This window comes from Acidobacteriota bacterium, from assembly GCA_022562055.1.
GTDB lineage: Bacteria > Actinomycetota > Acidimicrobiia > Spongiisociales > UBA5794 > BMS3BBIN02.
Window position 1 is genome coordinate 16,600 of the sequence record JADFQA010000014.1, and the last position, 25,687, is coordinate 42,286.

At 58.1% G+C, this 25,687-nt stretch carries 23 protein-coding genes, 1 pseudogene and 1 riboswitch; of the genes and pseudogenes, 10 read left to right on the forward strand and 14 right to left on the reverse strand.

What is annotated here, in order from left to right; all coding sequences use genetic code 11:
- Nucleotides 1-48 precede the first annotated feature (48 nt).
- The 4 genes from IIC71_06450 to IIC71_06465 all read left to right on the forward strand — a co-directional run bounded on the left by IIC71_06450 (nt 49) and on the right by IIC71_06465 (nt 3,748).
- Nucleotides 49-1,464, forward strand: a complete 1,416-nt coding sequence (locus IIC71_06450) for an aspartate aminotransferase family protein (protein MCH7668825.1) — start codon at nt 49-51, stop codon at nt 1,462-1,464.
- 130 nt (nt 1,465-1,594) lie between these two features.
- Nucleotides 1,595-1,957, forward strand: coding sequence for a hypothetical protein (locus IIC71_06455; protein MCH7668826.1), 363 nt, complete (start codon nt 1,595-1,597; stop codon nt 1,955-1,957).
- Nucleotides 1,958-2,109: 152 nt separating this feature from the next.
- A complete protein-coding gene (locus tag IIC71_06460) occupies nt 2,110-3,051 on the forward strand; it encodes a hypothetical protein (GenBank protein ID MCH7668827.1) in 942 nt (313 codons plus the stop codon).
- Between the two features lies 1 nt (nt 3,052).
- The gene (locus IIC71_06465; protein ID MCH7668828.1) at nt 3,053-3,748 is read left to right on the forward strand and encodes a maleylpyruvate isomerase family mycothiol-dependent enzyme; all 696 of its coding nucleotides are present in this window, start codon (nt 3,053-3,055) and stop codon (nt 3,746-3,748) included.
- Between the two features lie 14 nt (nt 3,749-3,762).
- Here IIC71_06465 and IIC71_06470 read toward each other — a convergent pair whose 3' ends face one another.
- The 4 genes from IIC71_06470 to IIC71_06485 are packed head-to-tail and all read right to left on the reverse strand — an operon-like array spanning nt 3,763 to nt 7,205.
- Nucleotides 3,763-4,674: a homocysteine S-methyltransferase family protein gene (locus IIC71_06470; GenBank protein MCH7668829.1), complete on the reverse strand. Its 912-nt coding sequence runs from the start codon at nt 4,672-4,674 to the stop codon at nt 3,763-3,765.
- A gap of 27 nt (nt 4,675-4,701) precedes the next feature.
- Nucleotides 4,702-5,448, reverse strand: coding sequence for an amino acid ABC transporter ATP-binding protein (locus tag IIC71_06475; GenBank protein ID MCH7668830.1), 747 nt, complete (start codon nt 5,446-5,448; stop codon nt 4,702-4,704).
- Entirely contained in the window at nt 5,445-6,344 is a 900-nt protein-coding gene (locus IIC71_06480; protein MCH7668831.1) for an amino acid ABC transporter permease, read from the reverse strand. Before IIC71_06480 ends, IIC71_06475 begins: the two co-directional genes overlap by 4 nt.
- A gap of 9 nt (nt 6,345-6,353) precedes the next feature.
- A complete protein-coding gene (locus tag IIC71_06485) occupies nt 6,354-7,205 on the reverse strand; it encodes an amino acid ABC transporter substrate-binding protein (GenBank protein MCH7668832.1) in 852 nt (283 codons plus the stop codon).
- Between the two features lie 132 nt (nt 7,206-7,337).
- On the opposite strand from IIC71_06485, the gene IIC71_06490 reads away from it, so the two are divergent.
- Nucleotides 7,338-8,771 carry an adenosylhomocysteinase gene (locus IIC71_06490; protein ID MCH7668833.1) on the forward strand — a complete coding sequence of 478 codons (1,434 nt, stop codon included), beginning with the start codon at nt 7,338-7,340 and terminating at the stop codon, nt 8,769-8,771.
- Nucleotides 8,772-8,789: 18 nt separating this feature from the next.
- Nucleotides 8,790-10,307 (forward strand): annotated as a pseudogene (locus IIC71_06495) (NAD-dependent succinate-semialdehyde dehydrogenase).
- Here the strand turns inward: IIC71_06495 and IIC71_06500 are convergent.
- Nucleotides 10,280-10,753 (reverse strand): cyclic nucleotide-binding domain-containing protein, encoded by a 474-nt coding sequence (locus IIC71_06500; GenBank protein MCH7668834.1) that lies wholly within the window; start codon nt 10,751-10,753, stop codon nt 10,280-10,282. The pseudogene IIC71_06495 and the gene IIC71_06500 sit on opposite strands and share 28 nt — an antisense overlap.
- A 155-nt stretch (nt 10,754-10,908) precedes the next feature.
- Between IIC71_06500 and IIC71_06505 the strand changes: the two genes are divergently transcribed.
- Nucleotides 10,909-11,634 (forward strand): VIT1/CCC1 transporter family protein, encoded by a 726-nt coding sequence (locus IIC71_06505; protein MCH7668835.1) that lies wholly within the window; start codon nt 10,909-10,911, stop codon nt 11,632-11,634.
- Nucleotides 11,635-11,667: 33 nt separating this feature from the next.
- Here the strand turns inward: IIC71_06505 and cobO are convergent, their stop codons facing one another.
- From cobO to IIC71_06535, 6 genes are all read right to left on the reverse strand, one after another.
- On the reverse strand, nt 11,668-12,168 hold the full coding sequence (cobO, locus tag IIC71_06510; GenBank protein ID MCH7668836.1) for a cob(I)yrinic acid a,c-diamide adenosyltransferase: 501 nt from the start codon (nt 12,166-12,168) through the stop codon (nt 11,668-11,670).
- Nucleotides 12,169-12,268: 100 nt separating this feature from the next.
- Complete coding sequence (locus tag IIC71_06515; GenBank protein MCH7668837.1) at nt 12,269-13,057, reverse strand: ABC transporter ATP-binding protein; 789 nt, start codon at nt 13,055-13,057, stop codon at nt 12,269-12,271.
- Nucleotides 13,054-14,037, reverse strand: a complete 984-nt coding sequence (locus IIC71_06520) for an iron ABC transporter permease (GenBank protein ID MCH7668838.1) — start codon at nt 14,035-14,037, stop codon at nt 13,054-13,056. Before IIC71_06520 ends, IIC71_06515 begins: the two co-directional genes overlap by 4 nt.
- Nucleotides 14,038-14,094: 57 nt before the next feature.
- On the reverse strand, nt 14,095-15,090 hold the full coding sequence (locus IIC71_06525; GenBank protein ID MCH7668839.1) for an ABC transporter substrate-binding protein: 996 nt from the start codon (nt 15,088-15,090) through the stop codon (nt 14,095-14,097).
- 69 nt (nt 15,091-15,159) lie between these two features.
- A riboswitch (cobalamin riboswitch) is annotated at nt 15,160-15,287 on the reverse strand.
- A gap of 73 nt (nt 15,288-15,360) precedes the next feature.
- Complete coding sequence (locus IIC71_06530) at nt 15,361-15,897, reverse strand: hypothetical protein (GenBank protein MCH7668840.1); 537 nt, start codon at nt 15,895-15,897, stop codon at nt 15,361-15,363.
- A 29-nt stretch (nt 15,898-15,926) separates the two neighbouring features.
- Nucleotides 15,927-18,419 (reverse strand): hypothetical protein, encoded by a 2,493-nt coding sequence (locus tag IIC71_06535; protein MCH7668841.1) that lies wholly within the window; start codon nt 18,417-18,419, stop codon nt 15,927-15,929.
- A 315-nt stretch (nt 18,420-18,734) separates the two neighbouring features.
- Between IIC71_06535 and IIC71_06540 the strand changes: the two genes are divergently transcribed.
- The 3 genes from IIC71_06540 (at nt 18,735) to IIC71_06550 (ending at nt 21,205) form a co-directional block, all read left to right on the forward strand.
- Nucleotides 18,735-18,875: a hypothetical protein gene (locus IIC71_06540; GenBank protein ID MCH7668842.1), complete on the forward strand. Its 141-nt coding sequence runs from the start codon at nt 18,735-18,737 to the stop codon at nt 18,873-18,875.
- A 1-nt stretch (nt 18,876) separates the two neighbouring features.
- Nucleotides 18,877-19,638: a hypothetical protein gene (locus IIC71_06545; protein ID MCH7668843.1), complete on the forward strand. Its 762-nt coding sequence runs from the start codon at nt 18,877-18,879 to the stop codon at nt 19,636-19,638.
- A gap of 361 nt (nt 19,639-19,999) precedes the next feature.
- Nucleotides 20,000-21,205 (forward strand): hypothetical protein, encoded by a 1,206-nt coding sequence (locus IIC71_06550; GenBank protein MCH7668844.1) that lies wholly within the window; start codon nt 20,000-20,002, stop codon nt 21,203-21,205.
- A gap of 17 nt (nt 21,206-21,222) precedes the next feature.
- Here the strand turns inward: IIC71_06550 and IIC71_06555 are convergent, their stop codons facing one another.
- From IIC71_06555 to gyrA, 3 genes are all read right to left on the reverse strand, one after another.
- On the reverse strand, nt 21,223-22,578 hold the full coding sequence (locus tag IIC71_06555; GenBank protein ID MCH7668845.1) for an 8-oxoguanine deaminase: 1,356 nt from the start codon (nt 22,576-22,578) through the stop codon (nt 21,223-21,225).
- A 164-nt stretch (nt 22,579-22,742) separates the two neighbouring features.
- On the reverse strand, nt 22,743-23,165 hold the full coding sequence (locus tag IIC71_06560) for a DUF3566 domain-containing protein (GenBank protein MCH7668846.1): 423 nt from the start codon (nt 23,163-23,165) through the stop codon (nt 22,743-22,745).
- Between the two features lie 87 nt (nt 23,166-23,252).
- On the reverse strand, nt 23,253-25,685 hold the full coding sequence (gene gyrA / locus IIC71_06565; protein MCH7668847.1) for a DNA gyrase subunit A: 2,433 nt from the start codon (nt 25,683-25,685) through the stop codon (nt 23,253-23,255).
- Nucleotides 25,686-25,687: the final 2 nt, after the last annotated feature.

A 25,687-nucleotide genomic window follows, 5' to 3' on the forward strand; every position in this document is an offset into this window, starting at 1 on the left:
GAATGCGGTCCGGGCCGGTCAGGAGACACAGTGCCACCGTCGTATCACATGACATCTGATGAATTTCGTCGTCACGGGAAACGTATGGTCGATTGGATCGCCGACTACATGGACTCGGCGGGTGACTACCCGGTTCTCAGCAGGGTCGAACCAGGATGGGTCGGATCACAGCTCCCCGACGCGGCCCCACAACACGGGGAGTCGTTTGACGACATCATGGACGACGTCGACCGCATCATCATGCCGGGCATCACTCACTGGCAGTCGCCAAATTTCTTCGCTTACTTTCAAGCAAATGTATCGGGACCATCGATCCTGGGCGAGCTGTTGTCCGCCGGTCTCGGTGTCCAAGGAATGCTCTGGGCAACCAGCCCAGCTTGCACCGAAGTCGAAACGCGGGTGCTCGATTGGCTTGTCGACATGATGGGACTACCGCAGGGATTTCTCTCGACCGGCAAAGGTGGCGGAGTCATCCAGGACTCGGCGTCGTCAGCGGCACTCACTGCGTTGATCGCAGCCAGAGAGCGGGCAACCAACCAAACATCGAACCGTATAGGCACCATGGGGAACCTCGTGGTGTATGTGTCGGAACACACCCACTCGTCACTCGAAAAGGGGGTCCGTGTCGCGGGCCTGGGAGACGCACAGCTACGCACTATCAGCGTCGATGCTGACCACGCAATGGATACTGAACACCTGGCAAAACAAATCGCTGCAGACAGGGCCGCTGGTCTCACTCCGATCATGGTCACGGGCACACTCGGCACAACGTCGTCGAACGCAATGGACTCGCTTTCATCTATCGGCGAGATCGCGAACCGAGAAGGTCTTTGGTTCCACGTCGACGCCGCAATGTCCGGAACCGCAATGGTGTGCCCCGAGTTCCGTCATCTCATGAATGGTGTCGAACTCGCAGACTCGTACTGTTTCAACCCGCACAAATGGATGTTCACTAACTTCGACTGCACAGCCTTCTACGTGAAGGACCGCGGGGATCTCATCAATTCTCTGACTGTGCTCCCGGAGTATCTCCGTAACGAAGCCACAGAGTCGGGAGCCGTCATTGACTACCGCGACTGGCAGATCCCCCTTGGTCGCCGGTTTCGGGCACTCAAGCTGTGGTTCGTCATCCGTCACTACGGTGTCGAAGGAATCCAGCACCACATTCGTGAGCATGTTGCATGGGCGCGATCGTTCGCCGACCGCATTGTGATGCATCCCGACTTCGAACTCTCCGCCCCACTCCCGCTTAACCTCGTGTGTTTTCGTCACACCGGTGGAGACGACATCAACCAACACATCATGGACACCCTCAACAATGACGGTGAGATGTACCTCACCCACACCAGGCTCAACGACCAGATCGTATTGCGGATGTCTATTGGGGGGACGAACACCACAGAGTCAAACGTCGTTTCAGCCTGGGAACGCATCGTCGAAGTGACCGACCGGGCTGCCCTGTAACACGCCGTTACACGCCGCCTACCCGTGTTCAGGCATTGTTCATTATCTGTTCACGGCTTATTTGCTGGTCATTCTCGGCGGTTTCGATACGCTCGAAAGTGTAAGTCAAGGCGTCCAAAGGAGACACAAAATGCGCCGAATTCTGTCACTTCTCGCAGTCGGAGTCATGGTCGTTGCCATGGCCGTTCCTGCGTTTGCAAGCAAGTCCCCACGCGATGGAAACGGGGATCTTTTACGCCCCGTCGTGTACGTTGAAAGCCAAGGCCTGTTCTATGACTCGGTCGTTCTGACGGACCTGCCGATGCCGGGCAACTTCCAACAACTCTTTCCTGAGGATGGTCCTGACGGCACTCTCCTCACCGAGTTTGGACCTGGTGATCAGGGTTACGTAGGTGGCCGCTGGTGGGTCGACGTAACCGGTGACGGTGTAATGAACGAGGGCGACGCGTTCTTCCTCTGTCCTCTGCAGGGCCCGGGACGCACTTCGGCTTAGCAGTTACACAACCAAACAACTGCTCGGACCCGGAGAACCGCAAAACGTTTCCTCCGGGTCCGAGCTTTTTGCCCACTAGGGGTTACGCTTCAGATACACGGTGATGATCCACCTCGGAGCCACCAACTGGGGTCTAGGCCTAACCTGCACACATGACAGCAAACGATCCGTCCCATGTCTGGGAACACGTCCGTGGTTGGGCCACGATGCGGTCGTTTGTCTACTACCAGCGCGAGAACTTCCTTCCACAAGGAATCGTCACCGGTCGAGATGTAGTCGATTACTCCGCGGGCCTAGGAGACCTCTCGTCCTACGCCGCAACGCTCGGGCCGCGAAGTCTGCTCGCAACCGCACCTGAACCACACGCCCCGCGACCCGCTGCTCTCCCACAACGCGTTCGTTGGCAACCCGGTGTCGGGGCGACGCACATATCCCGCGAACTCGGCACTTCGTCGGCTGACGTGATCCTTGCCCGCATGGTGATCCAATTCCCGACTGTCGAACAAGACGCTGTTGACGTCGATGCCATCCTCGAGCAGATGCACACGGTGCTTCGTGACGACGGCTCAATTGTCGTTACCACCCACGCCCATTTCTCACTACCCCGATTTGAGGGCGACCACTCGCACGTAGCTGACCACCTCGCAGCGGTTGGTGCCGACGTTGCGCCCCTCATCGACGACTCAAACGGTTTCACCCGCGGTGTAGCCCAGGAAACAGCGGGTCTTATCGAACTGATTCGTTACCTCGACTTGCCACCCCGCGAAGGTCCGTTCGGGCGGACTGGTTTTGGCTTGAAAATTCCCATGTTGGTCAATTCGTTTATTCGCGCCGGGTTCGACATCACAAGCGTCGAGGTGATCGAACCGTTCACGTTCCCAATCGGGCTGCAAGCTGCCGTCGCCGCCGGCGACTCAGATACTGTTCAGCTCGGGAAACAAGTTATGGCGATCAAGCGACGGTATCTGACGTTGCCCGCGGCCAGCGACCCCTATCAGAGACCACACATCCTCGCCTCGATGATCGCCGAGATTCGCAAACTCATACCGATCACGACCGTGCCGATTGTTCGCGTCTGTGCCACCAAGAAATAGCATGCAGGATCCGTTCATCACGTCCTTAGAAAACGATGGGCGGCTGATAGATGCAGCCCTAGACAGGGTATCGGAAAACGCGGCCGTGCCAACGTGCCCCGATTGGACTGTTCGAGATCTCATCCTCCATTTGGGATCAAAACACATTTGGGTCGCTGAGCTGTTACGACAGAAGTCCTCCGAAGCGCTGCGACCGTCATCGCACAGCCCGCAGGAGTCGGAGTCTCTCCGTGAGTGGTATCGCAACGCCAACCAGAGACTCCGCGAAATGCTTGCAGCCACTTCGCCATCTACACCGGTCTGGAACGTCACTGGAGACAACGTTGCCGGTTCGTGGCGGAGGCGTCAGGCGCACGAAACCGCGATCCACCGCTTCGATCTTGAGCACGTCACCGGTCGAGCAAACGACATTGACGAGATCCTGGCGGAAGCGTTTATGGACGAGTTCGGACTCTTCCTACCTTTTCTTCGTGAGTTCCGCGATGCACCTATTCCCGACAGAGACATCGTGCTTTCCACGCCTGAGAGTTCGTGGACACTTGAAGCGAACACCGGCGAGATCACCAACGGCCCGGCGCTCACGAATGCCGATGTTGTCGGATCGGCGAGCGCGCTGGTGCTTGCGCTGTGGGGACGCCCGCAAGACGCCGATGTACGGAGCCCGGAGCTACTAAAACGCTGGATTGTCGACTGGTAGCAACGGTAACGAGATCACTGCTCGGCGAGTCCCGCAGCCAGTCGGTCAGCCATCGCCGCAATGACGGTGGGTCCAACACCGCAGCAGCCCCCGATGTGTGTCGCGCCCTCGTCGACCCACCCGAATACGATGTCCACGATGCGCTCGGTCGTCAGGTCGCGGCGCTTGCCGCGCGGTGACGGCGCTTCGAACGACCAATCCTCAGGGACGGGCTCGAGCATGTTCGGATATCCACCTGTCGCTACCGGGAGGCTTGCAACGGACCGGATCGCGGCGGTGATAGCTTCCGGCTCTGAACAGTTGAACAGCACCGTGTCAACACCGAGGTCCTTCATCGCGCTTACGGCTTCGGACGCAGGCTCTCCGCTCAAGAGTGCGCCGGATCGGTCACCGCTGAGAACAAACGCGACCCACGTTTCTCGCCCGGTTTCAGTCGCTGCGGTGACCGCTGCTGTCGCCTCCCGCACACTTGACATGGTTTCGCATAGAAACAAGTCGGGGACGTCGCCCATTGCTTCGACAATGCGCCGATAGGAGAATAGATTTTCATCGTCGGGTCCGACGAGATCGGGTCGGTACGAGTGACCGAGCGGCGCAAGAGATCCCGCAATACGAACGTCACCAGCGGTATCGCGCGCTTCTTCCGCGAGCTTCATTGCGGTCTTGACCAAATCCTCTACGCGGTCCCCCAAATCTTCAAGCGCGAGCAGGTTGGGCACGGTCGCGTACGTGTTGGAGCTGATGACATCTGCTCCAGCTTCGATGAATGACACATGGCACGCACGTACGACATCGGGAGCATCAAGCAATGCAGCAGCGGACCAGATCGTCGGTGGAAGCACCACCCCGGCTTCCTTGAGCGTGGTCCCCATGCCACCGTCGAGCAATGTGACGCTCGTCAATGGAGAGAGTGCATCGGGGTTCAACTGGACTCCTGTATTCGATCGGAAGGACTAAAGACGGCCTGCGTCAGTGACGCGGCGGAGAAACTGTTGCGTCCGCGGCATTTTCGGGTCTGAAAAGAACTGCGCCGGCGGACCCTCCTCGATGATCGTGCCACCGTCGAGAAAACACACACGGGTTGCAACGTCTCTGGCGAACCCCATTTCGTGCGTGGCGAATATGAGAGTCATGCCGTCGGTTATGAGGTCACGCACAATGCCAAGCACCTCACCGACGAGTTCGGGGTCGAGTGCTGCCGTTATTTCGTCGAGCAACAAGACTTCGGGTTCGGTGGCGAGTGCGCGAACGACCGCGACCCGCTGCTGCTGGCCACCGGACAAGCGATCGGGGTACTCGAGAGCCTTGTCAGAAAGACCGAAGCGCTTCAGCAGTTCAACGGCGTGTTCCTCAGCCTCTTCCTTACTCTTGCCGTGGACGCGTCGAGGACTCAATGTGATGTTGTCGAGGACCCGCATGTGGGGGAACAGGTTGTAACTCTGGAATACGATGCCTACGTACTGGCGCACCAGGTTGGGATCGGTTTCAGGTCGGGTAACAAGTTCACCGTCAAGATAGATCGCTCCGGCGTCGATACGTTCGAGCAAGTTGATACAGCGCAGGATCGTCGATTTTCCCGACCCGGATGAGCCGATGAGGCAGACAACGTCATGGTTGGCCACGGAAAGATTGATCCCCTCCAGCACCTTTTTATCGCCAAAGGACTTATGCACGTTGTCGAGTCTGACGCGATCGCTCATTGCAGACCCTTCGTGCGCGCCCGGCGATCGCGAGCGGTGTACCAATCAGCGAAACGCGCCACCGGAACGCTGACGATCAAGAACAACAACGCAGCAACAAGCAGACTGGTGTAGTTGAAGGTCCTGGCCTTGTAGATCTCGGCTTGTCGAACGGCCTCGCGCACACCAAGGACGGAGATGAGTGCAACATCCTTCTGAAGACTGACCAGCCCGTTGAGCAGCGCAGGAACGACGTTTCGGATGGCCTGAGGCAGAATCGCGAACCGCAATGCCTGCCACTGGCCCAGACCCAACGCCCTGGCTGCGGCTCGTTGCGATTCGTGGACGCTCTCAAGCCCGGACCGATACACCTCTGCTGTGTACGCCGAATAGCTGAGCACGAGGGCGGTGACACCCCAGAACATTGCGCCGTTCGGCACGCCCGGCAAATCAAGTGCTGGAATCCCGAAGCCCAAGAGGAACAACACAAGTATGAGTGGGACACCGCGAAACAGGTCGATGTACACGATCGACAATACCCGCAGCGGCGTAAAGGCTGGTCCCCGAAAAACTCTGAGGACCGCGACCAGTAGTGCAAAGCTGAGGATGAGCACCTCGGCGATCACGAACATTCGCATGTCCAGCCAAAACGCACCCACGATGTCGGGGAAGGACAATTTGAAGTGTTCCCAATTCAAGAACTGGTTTTGGACCTTCGGCCAGGCATCCGAATTGACTACGACCACGACGGTCAACACCACGAAAAGCACCGTCGACCCGAAAGCGACAAGCGCCCCCCGCGATCCAGATTGGCCTAAAAGACCGCTGAACCGGCCCGGTTTCTTACGCGAAACGAACCGCGAGCCGGCAGAAGTCTTAGAGACTTCTGCCGGTTCACGAGTGTTCGTATCGGTCATCCCTGACGGTTAGGGCTTAATGACAGTGATGTCGCCAGCCTGGTTGAGCCACTGTGTCTCAATCTTGCCGAGAGTTCCATTCGCATCGAGGGCGTCGAGAGCCTTGTTAACACAAGCAACAAGATCAGACCCCTCCTCAAACAGGAGACCCAGCTCCTCAGGCGCATTATCAAGACCCGGCAGAATTCCGACGATCTCTGAGCCCTCGATTTCGACCGCAGTGATGTAGTACGCCGACGGCAGATCGAATACCAGCACATCAATCTGACCAGCCTCAAGCGCCGACTTGGCGTCAACATTGTCGTCGTACACAGCAGCAGCTGTCGTCGGTTTGATCACATCGTCGATGTAACCGAGACTCGTCGTGCCGATCGCGGCGCCAAAACGAAGGCCCTTCAAGTCAGCAATGGTCGCGTTCGCTGGAACGATGCCCGCGCTGAACGCAACAAGCGCTTGTTTTGCGCTGTAATACGGACGAGAAAAATCGACAATCTCATCGCGCTCAGCGGTTATGGAATACTGCTGAATATTGAAGTCGTAGTCTTTTTCGCCACCAGCGATGGCCGAGTCAAAATCGGTGCGGACCCATTCGACGTTCGAGATCCCCATTTCGGTTGCGAGTGCATACACAATGGCGCTCTCAAATCCCTTACCATTGCTGGGGTCGTCGTCTTCCATCCACGGTGGGAACACCGGCTCGCCGGTGGCGACCGTAAGAGTGCCTGCACTCTTCAGGGCTAGGTCCTCGACGCCGCAAGCGACGTTGTCGCCGGCATCACCCGAGGTCGCGTCGTCCGAACTCCCACAGGCAGCACCCACCAGCGCGAGCACTGCAATGAGGCTAATAAATGTCCTCTTCATTCCATTCCTCCACAATCAGGATTGACCACCACTAAACATGCACTGCTTGGTGATGGGAAATACTAAATTAGTATGGTCCGTCTTCAGACAAATCCACAGACGAGTGGTGTACACACCGCCCCAGGAGTGAGAATGTTTTCAGACTTTAAGGTGGCCGACATCTCCCTCGCCGACTTCGGTCGCATGGAGATCGAGCTGGCCGAAACCGAGATGCCGGGGCTGATGGCGATACGGGAACAATACGGTCCCGACAAACCGCTGGCTGGAGCGCTTATCGTCGGCTCCCTTCATATGACGATCCAAACAGCGGTTCTCATAGAAACCCTCGCCGAACTCGGTGCGGATATCCGATGGGCATCGTGCAATATATTTTCCACACAGGATCACGCCGCGGCGGCCATCGCCGTTGGAAGCAACGGCACGTCAGAACATCCGCAAGGAATACCCGTGTTCGCCTGGAAAGGCGAAACACTCGACGAGTACTGGTGGTGCATTGAGCAGACGTTTCGCTGGTCAGAGGGTGTCATCCCTAACTTGATCCTCGACGACGGCGGGGATGCGACCATGGCAGCCATCCTTGGCCAACGGTACGAGGCAGATGGTTTGGCCGCTGCCGACACGGCCGAATCTCCCGACGAGATCGCCCTGCTTGGGATGCTGACTCGTGTTGCAGAACAAGATGGTGCGTTCTGGAGTTCCAAGACAGCAGCAATCAAAGGTGTCACCGAGGAGACCACGACGGGCGTGCACCGCCTCTATCAGTTGGCCGAAAACGGGCAACTCCCTTTCCCGGCAATCAACGTCAATGATTCTGTCACGAAATCGAAGTTCGACAATATTTACGGCGTGCGCCACTCGGTCGTTGATGGCCTCAACCGAGCTACCGATGTGATGATCGCCGGCAAGCTCGCCCTGGTGCTGGGTTACGGCGATGTCGGCAAGGGAGTGGTTAAAGCTCTACATGGGCAGGGCGCGCGAATAGTCGTCACTGAGATCGACCCCATTTGCGCGTTGCAAGCCTCTATGGACGGCTTTGGTGTCGTACTTCTCGATTCCGTCGTGGATGAGGTGGATATTTTCATAACCGCAACCGGGAACAAGGGCATCATCACCCTTGAGGACATGGCAAAAATGAAACACCGTGCAATCGTAGCGAACATTGGACATTTCGACAATGAGATCCAGGTCGAGGAACTCATGAACCACCCCTCAGTTACGCGACGTAACATCAAGCCGCAGGTCGATGAGTTCATCTTCGACGACGGTCACTCGATAATCCTGCTCTCCGAAGGTCGCTTGATGAATCTCGGCAACGCAACCGGCCACCCAAGCTTCGTCATGTCGTGCAGTTTCTCCAACCAGGTGCTCGCCCAGATCGAGTTGTTCCAAAACACCGATAGTTATGAAGTTGGCGTCACAGTCTTGCCGAAGCATCTCGACGAACTCGTCGCTCGATTCCATCTTGACTCGCTCGGTGTCGAACTCACCGAACTCTCCAAGGAACAATCCGAATACCTCCAGATCCCGATCGACGGACCGTACAAACCCGACCACTACCGGTACTAACGCGAGGCGGCCCGGGTGTTGTACATCGACGGTACCTGGCGGGCCGCGTCAAGCGGCGCGACATTTGCAGTCTCAAATCCAGCAACTGGAGAGATCGTTGGAACGGTCGCCGATGCAGGCGGAGCCGATATCGACGCCGCTATCGAGTCAGCTACACACGCATTTCCGGCCTGGTCGCAGGCGACCGCCGGCTTCCGGAGCAGAATTCTGCTCGACGCATACCTGCTGATGCTGGAGCGCAAGGAACATCTTGCTCGACTGATGACCGAGGAGCAGGGCAAACCTCTCAAAGCGGCCCGTAACGAGGTGCAATAAGCTGCAGACTTCCTGCTGTGGTTCTCAGAAGAAGCAAAACGTGTCTATGGCACAACGATTCCGGCGCCTAGGCCAGACCAGCGATTCATCGTCTTACGCCAGCCGGTTGGGGTTGTTGGCGCAATCACACCATGGAACTACCCGATATCGATGGTCACACGCAAGGTTGCGCCAGCATTGGCTGCCGGGTGCACAATCGTGCTCAAACCAGCAGAGCAGACACCGCTGTGCGCAATAGAAGTTTTCGAAATCCTGAAGGAGGTCGGCCTTCCCGTCGGTGTCGCTAACTTGATACCCACGTCCGACCCGATTCCTGTGGGACTCGCGTTCACCACCGCTCCTCGAATCGCCAAAATCACGTTCACTGGTTCGACCGAAGTTGGCAAAATGTTAGCCACCCAGGCCGCACCAAACCTGAAGCGTGTGTCATTGGAACTTGGCGGCCATGCACCATTCATCGTGTTCGAGGACGCAGACCCGGTTCATGCGGCCAAGGGTGCCGGCCTCGTAAAGTTCCTCAACACCGGCCAGGCGTGTATTTCCCCAAACCGGATGTATGTGCACCGATCGATCGCCGACACATTCATCGAGACGCTCACCCAACGGACAGCGGCTCTGCGGGCCGGAAACGGACTCGATGACGGCGTATCAATTGGACCCCTCATCGACCAGTCCTCCATCGACAAGGTGCAACGCCATGTCGATGACGCTCTCGGCAAGGATGCAATACTCCGAACAGGAGGTCACCGCATCATGACCGGCGGTCTGGATCGGGGGTTCTTCTTTGAGCCGACGGTGCTCAGCGCGGTTACCGACGATATGGCTATAGCGCACGAAGAAACGTTTGGACCCGTTGCCGCGGTGTTCGTGTTTGACGATGAGGACGCAGTCATCGCCGCTGCGAACGATACGGTGTACGGACTTGCCGCATACGTCTACACAAACAACCTCTCGCGAGCTATGAAGGCGTTTGAAGCGCTGCGTTTTGGAATTGTCGGCATCAACGACATCAACCCGACCGCCGCCGCTCCATTTGGCGGTATGAAACACTCCGGTGTCGGGCGAGAGGGTATTGCAGAGTATTTGGAGACAAAACCGGCGGATTTTCCATCTAAAACCATGTCCATTGATCGTTCTGGCGTCCTGGCACGGCACCGTAGGTGTGGTGCCAGGACGCCAGAACGATCAAGGTCTTACCTGCGGGCGAGATTATGCATTTGACGTCTCGCTGCCTGAAGTCGATCCGCCATAATTTCAGCGACCCGTCCAATCACGTGATACCCCAAGGCAGTGTCCTCTTCAAACTTCTGTCGCAACGTCGTGGCTTCGAATGCAAAGCAGCGCACCTGAGTCTGCGCCACGGCATTGAACTGCCACACGTACGGAGAAAAGAGCCATGACCAGCCGAGCGCCGACCCTTCGGAGATCGTCTGCACGCGCCGAGCATGCGATCTGCCAGTATCGACCTGCAGTGCTACGACTCCCGTGCGGATGAGATAAAAAGACTCGGCCGCAGCACCAGACTCGAAAAGGATCTCGTGTGGTGCAAACTCAACTGCCGTGACCAGAGCCGCGAGAGAGGCTATGTCCTGAGTCGAGAGTCCCTTTACAAATGGGTGCGTGCTCAACTGTTGAGCGAGGCCTGGTAGTGATGAAGCTTCCTGCACGCTTTCCTCCACTTCGGTTAGCTGTACGGTACTCCGCCAACGCACTGATGTCGTTCCCGGCCTTTCGGTAGCTACTGGTCGAGCAGCGGGTGGCGGACATATGCCTGTGCTGACAGCAGAGATGTAGGTAGATACAGTCGAATAGAATGCGTGGTATGACCGAAGTGCACACAGAGACGCCGGTTCCCTACGAACCACACATTGGAGAATCTCGCCAGTATTGGCGCGACATCATTCTAGGTGTGAACGATGGGCTCGTATCGACTCTGTTACTCGTCGCTGCCGTTGTAGGCGGCGGATTTGCCACTCCTGTAGTGCTGTTCACCGCGCTTGCTGGAGCGGTCGCCGGCGCGGTATCGATGGCCGCGGGCGAGTACCTGGCAACCGAATCGCAACGTGAAATCATCGAGGCCGAACTCAATCTTGAACGAACCCATATCCGTGACTACCGCGAGATGGAGGTCGACCAGCTCGCCGACATGATCTCAGACATCGGAGTGTCCCCGGACCGTCTCGACATGGTCGTCGAGGCTCTTAGCGCCGATGATGAAGTGCTGCTCAATTCGATGAAGGTTCTCGAATTCGGCGTCGTCGAATCCGAAATAAGATCGTCTTACAAGGCAATGTTGATTTCTGGGAGCTTGTTTCTTGCCGGATCGCTCACGTCGGTGGTGCCTTTTCTCTTCGATGTCTCACCGTCGCGTGCCCTTGCTGTTGCCGCGACCCTGACCGCACTTGGACTGTTTACCGTCGGGTGGGTGAAGGCTGGCGTGACAAAGCGAAATCAGATCGTCGACGGCTTTGGCAACCTCCTCATCGCAGGACTAGGCGGCGTGTTGGCATTTTTCATAGGCGGGGTACTTCAAAACCTTATCGGCTAGTTGCCCAGGTTTCATCGGCTCCGCTCTGCGCGGTCAGAAATCGATGCCCTTCATGGCTCGAATACCCTGCTGATAAGCGTGTTTTACATTCTGCATCACGGTCACAGTGTCAGCAAGATCGACGAGCGCATCGGGTGCGTCACGACCGGTGAGGATCACGTTGACGTGCTCGGGTCGGGTGGCCACGATCTCGACGACGCGATCGAGGTCTACCCATCCCCAGGTCAGCGGGTACGTGACCTCGTCGAGAATAACGAGCGAGTACTCCCCCGATGTGATGACCTCTTCAGCCTTAGCCCACGCCTTGAGAGCAATGGCGGCGCTTTCGTCGAGGTCGTCAGAGTCCCAGGTGAACCCGTCACCGATCGCCCACCAGTCGACACCCATCTGTTCCGCAGCCTTCTGTTCGCCGGTCGCCCAGTTGCCAGACTTGAGAAATTGGACAACTGCTACTTTCCATCCACGCGCCACCGAGCGAAGCATTACACCCATTGCCGCTGTGGACTTGCCCTTCCCATCACCCGTGTTGAGCATCACAAGCGATGGTGCCCGTCGCAGTTCACGGGTGGGATCATCGGTAGGTGGGAGTTCTGTCACTCAACGTCTCCTGGTCGTGCAGGCACGAAATCGACTATCAAACGTCTCGCGAAACCGAGCGCCGCCACGGGACAACCACCGGATGGTCGTCGTCGTCGCGAAGGATACGGACGTTGGCGCCGTAATGCTCGCTGATCAGCTCCGTTGTCAGTACGTCGCTTGCGGTCCCCTCAGCCACAACGACACCGCGGGCCAGCAGAACCAGAGTGTCTGCAAACTGCCCAACCAAGGTGAGGTCGTGCATTGTTGAAATTACGGTGAGCTGCTTGGTCAGCCGCAGATCATCGATCAAATCCAGGACGTCTTGTTGGTGACCGATATCGAGAGCTGTCGTCGGTTCATCGAGAAGCATGAGCGGAGCCTGCTGTGCTAGAGCTCTCGCAAGAATCACACGCTGAGCCTCTCCTCCAGACAGTTCGGTGACACGACGCTGCCTGAAATCCACGAGGTCGAGTGTCGTAAGAACGTCCGAAACGATGTTAAGGTCGCTTTTCCCCTCTGTTCCAAAGTACGAGATGTACGGGGTACGGCCAAGGAGCACAAAGTCGGCGACACTCATGCCTTCGGGAAGCTCAGGGGTCTGCGATACATACGCGACGGCACGCGCAAGCGATCGTCGGTCAAGATCACGAATGTCTTCGCCATCGAATGTAATCGAACCCTGATACGGCAAGAGTCTGGCGATCGCGCGCAGCAACGTCGTCTTCCCTGCGCCGTTCGGACCGATGATTCCCAGCCAGGAGCCCGTCGGAACCTGGAGCGATACATCGTCGAGAGCCGGTTCGGCACCGTAGCTCGCTGACAAACCCGCGACACCGACGTTCATAAGATTCCTCCCCTCGAACGACGCAATATGAATGCAAAAAAAGGCGCGCCTGCGAAGGCTGTGATAACGCCGAGGGGTAACTCAGCCGGCGCCGCGACGGTTCGTGCGGCGACATCGGCGACCACAAGAAACGCGGCGCCGAACAGCACCGAAAGAGCGAGCAGCCGACGGTAGCTCGATCCTGCAATAAGTCGCACCGCGTGGGGGACGATGATGCCGACAAATCCGATAAGCCCAGATACCGCAACGACCGCGGCCGTACCGAGGCTCGCAAAGATGACGACGGTCAGTCGCACACGAGAAACATGGATACCAAGGGCCGAGGCTTCCTCGTCACCCAGGGAAATCACATCGAGAAGTCGTCCATGAAACAACACCACGCCGACCGACACGATCACATATGGGAGGACCAGTTGCACCTCCGACCAAGAGGCCGTTTGGAGACCACCAAGGATCCACGAATACACCTCTCGCAACCGCTCGCTGTTGCGCTGCTGTATGTATGTCTGAAGTGCCGTCAAGAATGACGCCACTGCGACACCGGCAAGAATAAGCGTCGTCGCGGTGCGTCCGGAGCGCACGGAGTACCCGACGAAATACGTGAGGGTGACGCCACCGAGCGCCCCGACAAAGGCCGCTAGGGGCAAAATCGTTGACGACAACGCTCCAACTCCCGCAATCGCAAGCGTCGCACCAAGTCCGGCACCGGCGGCGACACCGAGCAACCACGGATCCGCAAGCGGGTTTCTGAACACGCCCTGATACGCTCCACCGGCAACAGCAAGGGTCCCTCCGGCTATTAACCCGAGAACGACACGGGGCAAGCGGACATCGATGAGGATTGCAGATTGCAATTCTGTCAGACCAGTGTCAATTGAGACGCCTGGGAGCCGGTCCAAGACCTCCTTGACAACATCGCCCGTGGCGATATCGATAGGGCCTGACAAAAGGCTGAAGAGTCCCGCAACCACGACCGCCATCACGCCGCCAAACAACCACTTAAACGGCAGATAGCCGGGCCGGGACTCTCCCTTCACCTACGACTCCGCTGTCGCAACGTCGTTCACAACGGCTGCGATTACACGAAGAAGATCGACAACGCGGGGTCCCCACCGAGAAGCAATATCGTCGTCAAGCTCGACCACTCGTCCGCTGATCACGGCGGCGAGGCCGTCCCAGCCGGGGCGTTCAGCAACTGATTCCGCGGACGCTCCGCAACAAATGGTATCGGCGAGAAAGATGAAATCAGGGTTTTGGTCAAGGATCCACTCGCCGGACAGTTGCGGGAAGCCAAACCCGTCAACATCGGCGGCGTCGGCAATGTTGACGAATCCAAGAATGGCATAGACCTCGCCTATGAAGGTCGCGGACGTGGCGGTGTAGAGCTCCGGGCCGAGTTCGTGATAGTACGTGGGTGCGGCCATAACATCTACAAGTCCAGCAACGATCTCATCAATGTCCGCCCGCATACTCGCGACTAGTTCTGACGCCCCATCGATGTTCCCCGTCGCGGTACCGAGTTGTTCGATCTGCGCGAAGACGTCTTCCAAGGTCGCCGCGGACGGAGCAAGCAGCACGGGAATCCCAACAGCCGCGAGCGAAGCGACAAGATCGTTTGGATCGAACGAAACAACCACAAGGTCTGGTTCGTAGGACGCAATTGCCTCGACACTCGGCTGAAATCCGCTCAAATCGGTGACCGGCGCCGACTCCGGGAAAGTAGAAAACTCATCAACCGCTACCACCTGGTCGCCCGCTCCGAGAGCAAACAGCATCTCGGTCGCCGTCGGGGAGATCGAGATAATCCGCGTAGGACGCGTATCCAGAACCACGTCCCCATTTGCAGCCGATAGCGTGACCGGAAACCCGGTGTCAAGATTCGCCGTCGTTGTCGGGCGGGCTGCGGTCGTGGCGACGACCGTTGTCGTAGGGTTTCGAATCGCTACCGTCGTAGTCGACTCTGCGGCTGCTCCCCCGCACGCCACAGCAACAAGCGCCCACAAGATACTCAGGTTTGCAAGACGTCTCTTCATCAAGGTTCCTCCTTCTGTGGAGGATCTTTAATGACTCGCCTCGGATACGGCCCTCTCCTCCGAAACGCAGCATCACCACGGCGAAAGAGGCGACCTGACTAGCCATACGGCATCACAGATGCGGGACAGTGCCGGAATCTCACCGGACTTCGCTCGTTTCGTCGTGCCCAGAACGATCTCTGGGAGCAAACGAAACACTAGCTGGTTTGCAACAAGCCCATGCCCGGCAACTCGAGCCACTGACAGCGTCTGACCGGTCGTCCTAGACGCTCAAATCAGGGATGCGGTGGTCTCCCCGATGAGTCGAGCGTCGCACAGGGCGCGGCGTTCCTCTCCGTCCAATTCAGCTGCCTGGATCGCTGTCCAGAGAGCGCCGATCGTCTCATACCGTCGTGTGGCGAGAGCTGCGACGAACCTATCTGCCAGACGGAGACCTGGTGAGATCGGTATGGCCGATCCCCATCCAACGTATGCCTTCACTCTGCCCCCGGCGACGAGCGCATGGCCGAAGGATTCTCCGTCATCGGGAGCGGCCAAGGTGGAGCAGGCGAAGGCGAGCACGACGCTGACGGGCGAGGTCACCGATCTTGTTCGGTCGAAGTGGTGTGTACGCACGGTCTGATAGCCGTTCCAACCCCTCGCCCGGCCATGGCCCAGATACAGCACAACATCCACACCGCCACAAAGGTCGTCGACAATCGTCGCTCGTGGTGTCACCACAGCTCGGTGGTCACGAACTCGCAGCCCACTCGCCGTCAGTTCGGCTATCCATCGCTCGGCTATTCGCGTGAAGGGTCTCTTGCCCATGGCACATACTGCAAAGGTCGGGTTCGATGTCACGCTGCTTGCACGACATCAATGTATGGCTGCCAGGAACTCCAGTCCGCCTGAGGCCGATTCTCCTCGTATCGACGTACGTAGTAATGCTTGACGATGTTGGCCTGCTGTTCTGGGTTGAAGACCCCAAAGTCACCTTGTGCGGCGTCCAACGCAGCATCTGCGCCGTTCCCATTGGAACTATTCGTGTAGCCGTAGTTGTAGGCATCTGGACCTCCAAGCGCCTCTTCAAGCTGCGCATGAATAGCCTCGACGAGATACAGGGGACCGTTGTTTGTTGCCTGCCACACATGCGTGAGCTCATGAATCAGGGTCGCATCCGTAATGCCGTCGTCAACGTCAAAGTTGATGAGGTTGAACGTGACGAACGCTCTGCTGTTGGGATCCTCTGAAAACCCGTCCTGAACCCAGAAGATGAGATCGTTCACCAGATCGTCCTGGGAGATGTAGACATCAGTGAGATCGATGGAGTCAGCAAACATCAAAACGGCGTTTGCGCGTTCAGATGCCGTCAGCGGCCGGTACGAAGCGATTGTACTGAGGATCGCCGCGAGGGCTACTCCGATCAGACCACCACCAACCTCCCAGATCGCCCCAACGAGAACTTCCATTGCGGTCCCAACCGCGACCAACGCAACGATGATATCGTCGGCGAGCTCAGCAATCGCAGAATTGACCGCACGCATGACGTCAGCAACTGATTGTTCCATTTCGTCGAGCGCCCTCATGACGTGCTCCACAATGTTCGCTGGATCGGCAACTACCTCGAGAAGCAGCTCTGCCAACGTGACGCCGATCGCGAGGGCGCCTTTGAACGCGGCTCCGACGACCTGAATACCGTGTGTCACAACTCGACTCACCAAGTCGGTAATCGCATACCCAGCATCGAGGAGTCCTCCGACGAACGCCTCCACACCTGCAAGGAAATCGTTTTCAAGGTATCCGAGAACATACGTGACTGAATTGCGCAACGCGAACGTTGCTCTACCGATAACCTCGAACACGAGGTCTCCGGTAGCGACAGCCACGTCTTTCGCCCAGCGGTAGACATCGATCAACGCTTCGCCGATGTCCTCCCACGCCTGTAAGACCTGCTGGAGTACTGCAATTGCCTGCCCGCGAGTCCAATCAAGCACTTCCACGAGCTGGGCTCCCGCAAACCGCAGAGCGTTCAGAGTTGCGCGCCATCCGTCACCAACAAAATCTTCGACGACACCCAAAACTGCGTCCAGAATGGCGCCAACCGGTCCGGTTGCCGCAATGATGCCGTTGACGATCCTTCGAAACGCCCAGTAGGTGCTGCCGACTACCTCACCAACAAGCTCCAATACGGCGACTCCCGCACGCATCGCCGCCGCGACGAATTTGACCACGGAATCATATGCCATGGTGCTCAACGTCACGACGAGGTCTCCAACCAGGAGGCCGATTGCAAGAGCAGTTTCCATGAACACCTCAATTGTGTCGAGCGCAGGCTCGGCGAGGACGATTATCAAGCCGGCGAATGTCTCTCCGATTTCCAGAAGTGCGGTGATAACTTTCTGCATGAGATCGAGACCGAGTTGGGCGACGTCCACGATCAGGGAAACGACGCCACCCACAGCGTCGAGTAGCCCGCGCACGGCGGCCTTCACTACAGCAATGGCTGTCGTTGCCATCCACACGACGAAGTCGGCAATCGCTCGCCCAGCGGCAACCGCGATCGCCACGACCTCCCGAACCGCGCCAACTGCGATGTCAGCGACCTCGCCAAGGACATCGGCAACGAGCTGCGCAGCCCCCAGCAACGCAACACCCATCCGAACCAAGAAGTCGGTGCCGCTCACAGCGGCCGCGGCGAGTATCTCACCTATCGACCGTCCGGCTGCCAAGAGTGCCACAGCGAGGTCGGAGAGCGCATCAGCCGCCCAGTTGACAGCATCGACAATGGCGTCAGCGAGCGACCCAACGGCATCGACAATCGACTCAACAGCCTCGCTCAGCGCGTCAACGATGTCCTCAAGTCCATCGGAGATCCAATCAATGAGCCCACCGAGGTTTTCGGTAGCATTTTCAGTTTGGCGCAGCACGGCACCGGCGGTCGCAAGCCAAGTCGTCACATCGCCGAGACTGCCACCGGAGTTCAGAAATTCACCGATCATGAGTTTCGCGTCGGCCGCCGGCAGTGTGCTTACGCGATCAACAAGGAGGACGCCTCCGCCAGCGAGACGTGCAGCTCGAGCGATGGTGTTCATCGCGACCGGTCCCTCAGAAACGGCCCAGGAAACCATCTGCAATAACTCGTCGGCGGTTTGATCGAGGTCGTCGGAAGTGGTCAGTATCCCTCGCGCTAAACGCAGGCCCTTTGTTTGCGAGCCGGACAACGCAAAACCGATAGCCGGGCCGACGTCACCGCTTCCGACGCCAAGGCCGCGGAATGAATCGCCGGCATCATCGTTGGATGCAAAGTTAAGACTCAGAATCTGCGTCGCGGTAACAGCCACGTCAGACACCCCCCAAACTGTTTCCCGGATGTTCACCACGGGGCGACTTCGACATCGCCTGCGATTGAGAACGGCTAGACAACCGCTCGATGATCTCTTGCCTCATGTGACCTCACCATTCCCCTTCATTCGGAATTGTCCCTCCGACGCAGATAACACACGGCGTCTCACAAGAAGACCGCAAGAACGGATCCCAAATACATGATCAGTAAACAAATGGTCACCCGATATTTCGACACCGGAATCCGGGCTGCGACGCGACCGTGTGGAGCCTGCGGGCGCCGACGCGCTACAACAGCCCGAGGGATGGTTAATCTTGTCTCCATGAAGATTCGGCCATCGCTTACGATGTGGGCGGCAATCGCAGTCGCAATAGCCGCCGCGGCATACGCGAAACGACCGGTGCGCCACCCCGATATATCCGGCACTTGGCAACCGGTGGCATCTGCGGCGCAGCGACACTGATATGCGAATCGCAATCGAAGCGACCCAAGAAGTGGGCCGGCGAGCGGCGAGGATCCTCCTCAATGAGTCCTGCCTTGCGATGCTCGGTCTCATCAATCCGGAACATGAACTTGTGGGGCCGCGCATCGAGCGAGTCACAGACCTGTCTTCATACGACGTTCTGGTTACGGACTCAGAGAAACCAATCGGTGCGTTCGAGCGTGCTATCGATTCCGGCATCGATAGTGTGACTTGGCGTGGGGCAGAAGCTTTCAGCTCCGCTATGTCAGACGAGCTTGAGGTGGCTGGCCGCAGTCTTGTCATCAATGCAAACCTTGGAAGGGGCATCGGTCCCGCGCTCGCAGGCCATGAAATTGCTCGCGGTGGGGAGGTCCTCGACGTCGACGTCGCTTGGACGGAGCCGGGAAGGCCACTTCGCCGAGGCACACCCGTGCCGTTTCCCGAGCCTGTCGGGTCAAGGTGGGGCAGAACAGAAGTCGATCAATGGGGCCAGTCAGTCACCGTCGTTCCCGTTCGCGGCGAATGGGCCGCCGCGATGGCTCGAGTGACGACGGCAGGAGGGGACGGCGTCTCCACGAGCGTCGTCGGAGTCTCGGACCATGCCGCCCATCTTGAGGCAATCTCCCTCGCAGCCGCAGCCGCAGCGGCGGCCTCAGGGGCGTATCCCATGGGTCGCCAGGGTGCCGCCGATATTGGCGACGCCTACCTTCATCGAGCGATTGACATGGGACTCGATATCGCGTTCTTCTCCTACAGCCCATAGTTGCCGAGTCCGCTGCGGCGCAACGGACCACCCGATTACCCAACCTGCCTCCCCTTCCGCCACCCGGCATGTTTCCACAGTCAACACCGAACGCGGGTCCTTCAAGCACCAGGCTCCAAGGCCGATAGACAGAGAGAGATCGACCGGCTGGGCGCTACGACGGCGTCGCTAGCCGGCGTCGTCGTTGACAGCGGTGTCACCCGATCACAAAGAACGAACCGGAGATTGATCACGCCGTGAAAAGATCCATTGCTGGAGGGGTCTTGGACTCTGGATTGACGTTGCTGGCGTCCCTCCTAATCTTTTTCTACGCGCAGAGCGTCTTCTCCGACCCGAAAGAACTCGGGTACTTTCCCTTTTTATGGCCGCGGTGTTGCTTGCCGCCACGCTAGTACGCGAACTCATCTACATTCCCGCGCAGAAGAGGGTTCTCCATCTCGAGTCCCCGCACCGGCTGCTGCTGGTCCCGAAGATGATTGGTCTCGAATTCAAGGTTGCGACTGTTACCGCGCTAACAGTGCTTCTTGCCACAGTCTTTCTCTCGTTCGAAGCGGCCGCAGACAACGTGCTTCTCCCGTTCACGATCACGGCCTACCTGGCGGCCGTGTCGCTTCCGGCACAAGAACACTCTCGCCGGATGCTCCACTTAGCCGACTTCCACGCGTCGGCAGTAATAGTCGCAGCATCTCAATTGGTCCTAGCAGTCATCGTGTTGACCTTGGCCTTGCTATTCGACGCACTAACGGCTTGGGTCCCCTTCCTCGCAATAGCGATAATTCGCCTGTCGTCGCTGATAGTGGCGTTTGTCATCGTGGGCACCAAAGTCCGACGACTCGAGCATGTTCCCACCGGTGCCGTCAGCTCTACAAGTGCGGCACTCACCACAAGAGCTTTGATGGTGGATGGTCGCTGGCTGCTTGGTGGCACAGGTCTCATTACCGCGACAAACCTTGTCACTATCGGTGTTGTCGGCGGAATCGCGGGATTCGAAGCAGCCGGCTACGCGGAGGCGGCACGGATTCTGGCTTCGCCGATTCAGGTCCTTGGCATGGGGCTCAATAGTGCACTGTCGCGCCAAGTGCTGGCGGCTGGCCGTGCACGAGATGCCCTGACAGCAAAACGGATCGTTCGAGTCACTTGGGGCGTTCTCAGCGGTGCCGCCGTTGCGTACGGAGCCTTCTCTTTCGGGTTGGGATCGATCACTGCGGTAGTCGATCGATTCCCATCCGCTTTTGAGATCCCGGGTCTGGTGGCAATCTGGGTCGCTTCCTACGCACTTGTGTCCGCAGCTCTCCCTCGCCGCAGTGAACTCATCGGAGCTGACCACGAACAGTCGTTGCTTCGGTCCAACCTGATTGCGGCGAGCGCGCAGCTGGTCGTGGCTGTCGTCTTGGCATCCCTCGGCACCGTGTGGCTTGCGGTCGGTGCCGCTGCCGGACCCCTAGCGCTTGCCTCCCAAGGATTCTCCAATACGCTCGGGTATGGCAGAACGTCCAAGAAGATGCACAACTCCCACGACTCTTTGCCGACAGACATGCCGGCTGTCTCTTGGGCCGAATCCCATTAGGCCGTGGGCGCTGCATCTCATGGCTGGAAGAGTGTCGCGCTCAGCTCCCGGTGACGCCGGAGTACCGACTCGATGTCGATAGTTTGTAGCTGGCCGTGCTCGACAACGCTGCGCCCGTTGATCACTGAGAACGAAACGTTGTTGGGTGCGCACAGGACGAGTGCCGCGATCGGGTCGTGAAGGGCACCGGCATAGGTCGGGGCATTGAGATCGAAGCCGACTATGTCAGCCGCCTTGCCGACCTCGATGGTACCGATATCGTCTCGACCAAGTACTTCGGCACCTCCAATTGTCGCGATCTCGAGACTCCGCATATACGAAAACAACGACCCACCATGCTGTACACGCTGGAGGAGCATCGCTTGGCGGGCTTCGCCCAGCATGTGGGAACCGTCGTTGCTTGCAGAACCGTCAACACCGAGACCTACTCTCGCTCCAGCACTCATCAGTGCAGATATTGGGGCGATACCGCTCCCGAGGCGCATATTGCTCGTTGGGCAATGAGCGACACCAGTGCGGGTCGAACCGATGAGGTCGACCTCGCTGTCGGTGAGCACAACACCGTGCGCCCACCAGACGTCGTCACCCACCCAACCAAGATCCTCTGCGTGAGCCACCGGCTTACGGCCGAAAGTCTCGAGACAGAAGTCCTCCTCGTCCCGAGTCTCGGCAAGATGAGTGTGCATGGTTACCCCGTAGTAACGGGCGAGTGAAGCAGATTCACGCATAAGATCCGGAGTCACCGAAAACGGCGAACAGGGCGCAACCACCACCCGGGTCATCGAAAACGGTTCGGGGTCGTGATGTTCTTCAATCGCCCGTGCGGTGTCCGCAAGGATCACATCAGCGGCCTGTACCACCGAGTCTGGGGGCAGACCACCCTGGCTCTCACCGAGAGACATAGAACCGCGAGCAGCGTGCAGCCGTATCCCTATTTCTTTCCCCGCCCGGATCTCGTCATCAATCGTCGAGTCGTTCGGAAACAGGTACAGGTGGTCGCTGGTGGTCGTGCATCCAGAGAGAATCAGTTCTGCCATCCCGACCAACGCAGCTACGTAGATGGATTCAGCCGTGAGTCGGGCCCACATCGGATACAGAGTGGTTAGCCAGGGGAATAGCTCTGCTTCAGTCGCTACGGCGCGGGTCAACGTCTGATACAGATGGTGATGGGTGTTCACCATCCCGGCGATGACGACGTGGTCTGACGCGTCAATCGTGGTATCGCTAGCCAGATAGTGGCTCGGGGTGTCGGCGGTGTGTCCTACCCACACAATCTCTCGATCACGAACCGCAATCGAGCACTCGGCGATGCGCTCGCCGGTTCTGGCGTTCACCAAGACTTCCGTGGCATTGCTGATGAGGAGGGTCGACATGACCTCAGCCTAGATGTCTCGATTGTCAGCGCTGGTGCGCTGCTCTCAGACGTCGCCGATGTCCAGTCGGTACCGCCCATGCGTATGTGGTCAAGTCCTGGTCACACATGTCCTTGCCGGCATCTCATGGACACAGTGGCGCTGCAGTTGCAATAGGCTCGCTACTAAGCCTGTTTGGCCTGGGTTTTGAACATCGCATCGCGGATTCTGGAGACCTGCGAAGACCGTGGATTCGGGTCGTAGGTCTCCTCGAGGACCGTGAGTTCGATACCCCCAACGATGTCGGAGATGAGGTTGTAGACGATCGCACCCAGGGTCATCGACGCTGTTGCTAACACCGTCCACATGATTGCTAGATATCGGACAATCGTCATATACAGGTCACCGTCTGGCGTGTACACAAGATCCACTGCAGAAAACACTTCGCTGATGGACTGCGGGATACCCCGTTGGTCGAGGATCTCCCACATGACCCACACGCCCATCCCAAAAATAAGGGCAGCAATAGCGTTGAATATCAACGTTACTTTGAAAACCGTCCAAGGGTCGATCTTACGAACGACCCTGCGCACGCGACGCACAGGCATGCGTCCTCCTTACCGAATGAAACGTCAGTGTACCCGCCGCATGCAGTAACCCGGGTTGCCGAGGCGATGGCATTGCGGGCCGACTCGCTACTCGTCCTCATCATCTCTAGGGACAAGGGCAACAGCCGTGAGTTCAGCACCTTCGGCGAGGTCCATCACCTTCACGCCGGTCGAATCGCGCCGTTGTCGTGAGATAGCGTCGACAGATTGGCGGATGACAATTCCATCGGACGAAGTTATAAAAATCTCGTCTCCAGGCGAGACCGCCCTTGCGGCAACCATGAGACCCCGAGTTCGGGTGAGCTTCATGGCCTTTACCCCCATGCCGCCCCTCTTCTGCTTGGGGAACTCTGTCATTCTTATTCGTTTTCCGTACCCGCCCGAGGTGAGCATCACAATATCGTTGCTGTCATCGACGCTTGCCGCGGCAACCACTTCGTCACCATCTTTCAGCCGGATGCCACGCACTCCCTGCGTGTCACGACCCATCGGCCGGGCATCAGATTCGGCGAATCGGATCCCTTGGCCATTCTTGGTGAACATCACAAGATCGTTGTTGCCTGTGGTAGCCCGCACCGCGACAACTTCGTCGCCGTCCTGGAGACGGATGGCGTTGAGCACTGAGTTGCGGGAGTTGTACTCCTTGAACGCCGTCTTTTTTACCTGACCGAGCTTTGTAAAGGCGACCAGATACCTGAAACTCTCGTAGTCCCTGGTGTCGATGATCGCCTCGATTACCTCATCCGGTTCCAGCGCGAGCACCGACTGGACGAGCACACCCTTGGCGGTGCGTTCTTTACGGGGGATCTCGTGAGCCCTAATGCGGTACACCTTGCCTCGGTTCGTAAAGAACAACAGGAAAGCGTGTGCCGAGGTGTGGAGAAGCTGAGCAATGACGTCGTCCTCGCGAATGTTGGCACCCTTCACGCCGCGGCCGCCGCGGCCTTGAGTTCTATAGGTGCTGGCGAGCACCGACTTGACGTAACCGTTTGCCGTTATCGATACAACGATTTCCTCATCTGCAATCAGATCTTCGAGTGACATGTCTCCGGTGTCGGGGATGATCCTGCTGCGACGGGCATCGCCAAACTTGTCACGGATGGCCCTGAGTTCTTCGGCAACGATCTCGCGACGCAGTGTCTCGGAGTCCAACACCGATCTCAGCTCAGCTATCAGTGCTTGTAGTTCGTTCCATTCCTCGCGTAACTTGTCAGTCTCGAGTGCTGTAAGACGGCGGAGCGGCATGTCGAGAATGTGGTTCGACTGAATCAGCGACAGCTCGAAACGCTCCATCAACCCTTCGCGGGCGGCGTCAACGTCAGCCGACTGGCGGATGATCTTCACGACCTCGTCGATGTTGTCGAGAGCAATGAGCAGCCCCTCAACAATGTGTGCCCTGTCCTCGGCCTTGCGGAGCCGGAACGCCGCACGGCGTTCAACAACTTCAAGCTGATGATCCACATAGTGATGGATCATCTCTGCAATGCCCATGGTGCGTGGGACACCATCTACCAGCGCAATAGCGTTCACAGCAAACGTGTCTTCAAGCTGGGTGTGTTTGAACAAAAGGTTGAGTTCGACCTGGGGGCGGGCGTCGCGTTTGAGCTCGATGACGAGTCTGGTTTCTTTGCCTGATTCGTCGCGAAGGTCAGCAACACCGGTGATCACCTTGTTGCGCACCAGTTCGGCGATTTTCGCCATGATCCGGTCGCGGGACACCTGATACGGGATCTCGGTGACAACAATTGCGGTGCGGCCCTTGCGGATCTCGACGATCTCGGTGACGGACCGCATCCGAATCGATCCGCGCCCCGTCAACAACGCGTCTCGTACACCCTGGTTGCCGAGGATGTACGCCCCTGTCGGAAAGTCTGGACCCTTTACGAACTCCATCATGTCTTGCGAGGTCGCATCCGGATTGTCAATCGCGAGCAACGTCGCATCACAGATTTCGTTGAGGTTGTGCGGCGGGATGTTGGTTGCCATTCCAACGGCGATACCCGTCGATCCGTTAACCAGCAAATTTGGGTAACGCGATGGCATGACTGTCGGTTCCTGGCGTTCCCCTGAATAGTTGTCGACGAACTCGACCGTGTCCTCGTTGATGCCCTCTAGAAGATGCATTGCAAGCGGCGCCAATCGGGTCTCGGTGTAGCGCATTGCGGCGGGAGGATCGTCGACTGTGCCGAAGTTCCCCTGCGGTTGGACCAACGGGTAACGAGATGCAAAGTCTTGCCCGAGGCGGACCAGGGCATCGTAGATAGCGTCGTTCGAGTGCGGATGGAACCAGCCCATCACATCGCCAATGACGCGGGCACACTTCCTGAATGGTGTTCCCGGTCGGATGCCGGCATCGTACATTGCGAACAAGATACGTCGGTGGACGGGTTTCAGACCGTCGCGCACATCAGGCAGTGCACGCGACACAATGACAGACATAGCGTATTCGAGAAACGAGTCGCGCATCTCCTTGCGGATGTCGATCGGAATGATTCTTTCAGAGGTAGCTTCTTCAGGCATGG

What these genes read in the sequence shown, in the direction of transcription:
- IIC71_06450 (MCH7668825.1), top strand. Translation starts at nt 49, where the DNA reads ATGACATCTGATGAATTTCGTCGTCACGGGAAACGTATGGTCGATTGG.
- IIC71_06455 (MCH7668826.1), top strand. Translation starts at nt 1,595, where the DNA reads ATGCGCCGAATTCTGTCACTTCTCGCAGTCGGAGTCATGGTCGTTGCC.
- IIC71_06460 (MCH7668827.1), top strand. Translation starts at nt 2,110, where the DNA reads ATGACAGCAAACGATCCGTCCCATGTCTGGGAACACGTCCGTGGTTGG.
- IIC71_06465 (MCH7668828.1), top strand. Translation starts at nt 3,053, where the DNA reads ATGCAGGATCCGTTCATCACGTCCTTAGAAAACGATGGGCGGCTGATA.
- IIC71_06475 (MCH7668830.1), bottom strand. Translation starts at nt 5,448, where the DNA reads ATGAGCGATCGCGTCAGACTCGACAACGTGCATAAGTCCTTTGGCGAT.
- IIC71_06480 (MCH7668831.1), bottom strand. Translation starts at nt 6,344, where the DNA reads ATGACCGATACGAACACTCGTGAACCGGCAGAAGTCTCTAAGACTTCT.
- IIC71_06485 (MCH7668832.1), bottom strand. Translation starts at nt 7,205, where the DNA reads ATGAAGAGGACATTTATTAGCCTCATTGCAGTGCTCGCGCTGGTGGGT.
- IIC71_06490 (MCH7668833.1), top strand. Translation starts at nt 7,338, where the DNA reads ATGTTTTCAGACTTTAAGGTGGCCGACATCTCCCTCGCCGACTTCGGT.
- IIC71_06505 (MCH7668835.1), top strand. Translation starts at nt 10,909, where the DNA reads ATGACCGAAGTGCACACAGAGACGCCGGTTCCCTACGAACCACACATT.
- cobO (MCH7668836.1), bottom strand. Translation starts at nt 12,168, where the DNA reads ATGCTCAACACGGGTGATGGGAAGGGCAAGTCCACAGCGGCAATGGGT.
- IIC71_06515 (MCH7668837.1), bottom strand. Translation starts at nt 13,057, where the DNA reads ATGAACGTCGGTGTCGCGGGTTTGTCAGCGAGCTACGGTGCCGAACCG.
- IIC71_06520 (MCH7668838.1), bottom strand. Translation starts at nt 14,037, where the DNA reads ATGGCGGTCGTGGTTGCGGGACTCTTCAGCCTTTTGTCAGGCCCTATC.
- IIC71_06525 (MCH7668839.1), bottom strand. Translation starts at nt 15,090, where the DNA reads ATGAAGAGACGTCTTGCAAACCTGAGTATCTTGTGGGCGCTTGTTGCT.
- IIC71_06530 (MCH7668840.1), bottom strand. Translation starts at nt 15,897, where the DNA reads ATGGGCAAGAGACCCTTCACGCGAATAGCCGAGCGATGGATAGCCGAA.
- IIC71_06540 (MCH7668842.1), top strand. Translation starts at nt 18,735, where the DNA reads ATGAAGATTCGGCCATCGCTTACGATGTGGGCGGCAATCGCAGTCGCA.
- IIC71_06545 (MCH7668843.1), top strand. Translation starts at nt 18,877, where the DNA reads ATGCGAATCGCAATCGAAGCGACCCAAGAAGTGGGCCGGCGAGCGGCG.
- IIC71_06550 (MCH7668844.1), top strand. Translation starts at nt 20,000, where the DNA reads ATGGCCGCGGTGTTGCTTGCCGCCACGCTAGTACGCGAACTCATCTAC.
- IIC71_06555 (MCH7668845.1), bottom strand. Translation starts at nt 22,578, where the DNA reads ATGTCGACCCTCCTCATCAGCAATGCCACGGAAGTCTTGGTGAACGCC.
- IIC71_06560 (MCH7668846.1), bottom strand. Translation starts at nt 23,165, where the DNA reads ATGCCTGTGCGTCGCGTGCGCAGGGTCGTTCGTAAGATCGACCCTTGG.
- gyrA (MCH7668847.1), bottom strand. Translation starts at nt 25,685, where the DNA reads ATGCCTGAAGAAGCTACCTCTGAAAGAATCATTCCGATCGACATCCGC.